Origin of the sequence: Devosia sp. LjRoot3, assembly GCF_964252865.1 — a bacterium.
In the GTDB taxonomy this organism is placed as follows: Bacteria; Pseudomonadota; Alphaproteobacteria; order Rhizobiales; family Devosiaceae; genus Devosia.
In genome coordinates, this window is record NZ_CAXUPK020000015.1 from 1 (window position 1) to 2,476 (window position 2,476).

The 2,476-nt window shown below is 60.1% G+C and carries 2 protein-coding genes; both read right to left on the minus strand.

The features are described 5' to 3' along the window. Positions 1-32: 32 nt before the first annotated feature. The gene (gene istB / locus ACSQ2A_RS22980; protein WP_436074160.1) at positions 33-845 is read right to left on the minus strand and encodes an IS21-like element helper ATPase IstB; all 813 of its coding nucleotides are present in this window, start codon (positions 843-845) and stop codon (positions 33-35) included. Continuing rightward, positions 835-2,364 (minus strand): IS21 family transposase, encoded by a 1,530-nt coding sequence (gene istA / locus ACSQ2A_RS22985; RefSeq protein WP_436074161.1) that lies wholly within the window; start codon positions 2,362-2,364, stop codon positions 835-837. Before istA ends, istB begins: the two co-directional genes overlap by 11 nt. Positions 2,365-2,476 lie beyond the last annotated feature (112 nt).

The following is a 2,476-nucleotide window of genomic DNA, read 5'->3' on the forward strand; positions in this document are numbered from 1 at the left end:
CCCGGGTTTTCCATTGAGAAGTGACCCGCCTGTTAGTTTTGTTTCGTGTCAGGTGTTGCGGTCAAGGGTCTAGGTTTCTCCTTTGGTTTTGGCGGCGGATGGGCTGAGCTGTTCTTGAAGCGGAAGCTGTCGTTTCCCGTCTCCAGGATGTGGCAGTGATGGGTGAGGCGATCGAGCAAGGCCGTGGTCATCTTGGCGTCACCGAACACGCTGGCCCATTCGCTAAAGCTGAGATTAGTGGTGATGACGACGCTGGTGTGCTCGTAGAGCCTGCTGAGCAGATGGAAGAGCAAAGCGCCACCTGAAGCGCTGAACGGCAGGTATCCTAGCTCGTCGAGAATGACGAGATCGGCATAAGCGAGGCGCCCTGCAATCTGACCGGCCTTTCCTTGCATTTTCTCCTGCTCGAGCGCGTTGACCAACTCGACGGTCGAGAAGAAGCGAACACGCTTTTGATGGTGTTCGATCGCCTGCACACCGATGGCAGTGGCAATGTGGGTCTTGCCGGTTCCTGGGCCGCCAACCAGCACGATATTGTTGGCCTCCTCCAGGAAGTCGCAGCGATGAAGCTGGCGCACCAGCGCCTCGTTGATCTCGCTGCTGGAGAAGTCGAAGCCATTGAGGTCACGGTAGGCGGGGAAGCGAGCGGTCTTGAGCTGATAGGCTGTCGATCGCACCTCTCGCTCTGCCGTCTCGGCCTTGAGCAGTTGCGACAGGATGGGGATAGCGGCCTCAAAGGCTGGAGCACCTTGCTCGGTCAACTCGCCCACGGCCTGGGCCATGCCGTGCATTTTGAGGCTTTTGAGCATGATGATAACAGCGCCGGCAGCTGGGTTATGACGCATGGCGGGTCTCCGCGGCTTTGCGCAGCGCGTCATAGCGCTCGACATTGGCCTTTGGCTCATTGGTCAGCACCAGAGCCTGGGGCGCATTGATGGTCGGCGGCGTAATGGCTTTGCCGTCAACCAGGCGGTGCAGCAAGTTCAACACGTGGGTCTTGGTGGGCACACCCGCCGTCAGCGCCATCTCCACGGCCACGAGCACGGCATTCTCGTCGTGCTGCAGCACCAGCGCCAGGATCTCGACCATCTCCCGATCACCGCCAGGCTTCTTGAGCAGGTGCTGCTGCAGCGTTCTGAAGGCATCCGGCAGTTCGGCAAAAGGCGCGCCATTGCGTAGGGCGCCCGGTTTGCGCTGCACCACAGCTAGATAGTGGCGCCAGTCATAGACTGTCCGGCCGGGCTGATCATGGGAGCGATCGATGATACGATGGTGCTCGCAGATGACCATGCCCTCGGCCGCGACAACGATCCGATCGGGATAGACCCTGAGACTGACCGGCCGATTGGCAAACGAGGCCGGCACGCTGTAGCGGTTGCGGTCCAGATGCACGAGGCAGGTTGGCGTGACCCGCTTGGTATATTCGACAAAGCCATCGAACGGCCGCGATGCCGGCATGAGGCTTGGCACTTCCTCCGCCCAGAGATCGGCAATAGTGCCACCCATTCTGCCGTGAGCGGTCTGGGACCAGAGTTCCTTGCAACGAGTCTCCAACCAGTCGTTGAGCGCGTCGAGGGTTGGAAAGCGAGGGATGGGCTGCCAGAGCCGGTGGCGAGCGTCCTGCACGTTCTTCTCGACCTGGCCCTTCTCCCAGCCAGAGGCCGGGTTACAGAACTCTGGCTCGAACAGATAATGGCTCGCCATGGCCTGGAACCGGGCATTGACGTCCCGCTCCTTGCCGCGGCCGACCCTGTCGATGGCAGTGCGCATATTGTCATAGATGCCGCGCTGCGGAATGCCGCCAAATACCCGGAAGGCGTGGGTATGAGCATCGAACAGCATCTCGTGGGTTTGCAGCAGATAGGCTCGGACGATGAAGGCTCGGCTATAGCTGAGCTTGGTGTGCGCCACCTGCAGCTTGGTGCGCTCACTGCCGATGATGGCCCAGTCTTCGGACCAGTCGAACTGGAAAGCCTCGCCAGGGGCAAAACTCAAGGGCACGAAGGTCCCGCGTCCTGAAGTCTGCAGTTCGCGTTGCCGGTCCGCTCGCCATTCCCGGGCAAAGGCTGCCACGCGATTGTAGGACCCCTCGAACCCCAGGCTCACCAGATTGGCGTGAAGCTGCTTGAGGGTTTGCTTTTGCTTGCGCGGTCTATTGGCTTCGGTCTTCAACCATGCCGCCAGCCGATCCGCGAAGGGATCCAGTTTGCTTGGTCTATCTGGGACCTTGAACTGCGGCTCCACGCCGTCGGATCGAAGATATTTGCGAATGGTGTTCCGGGAAAGACCGGTCCTGCGGCCGATCTCCCGGATCGATAGATGCTCTCGAAAATGCCAGCGTCGGATAACGCTCAGTAACGCCATGTCGATCACTCCACAGCCCCCGCTGAAAACAGCCAGGGCACGGTTGGAACATGGGTCAAATCTCGATGGAAATAGTCCCGCCTAACGGGTCACTTCTCAGTGGCAATCAACA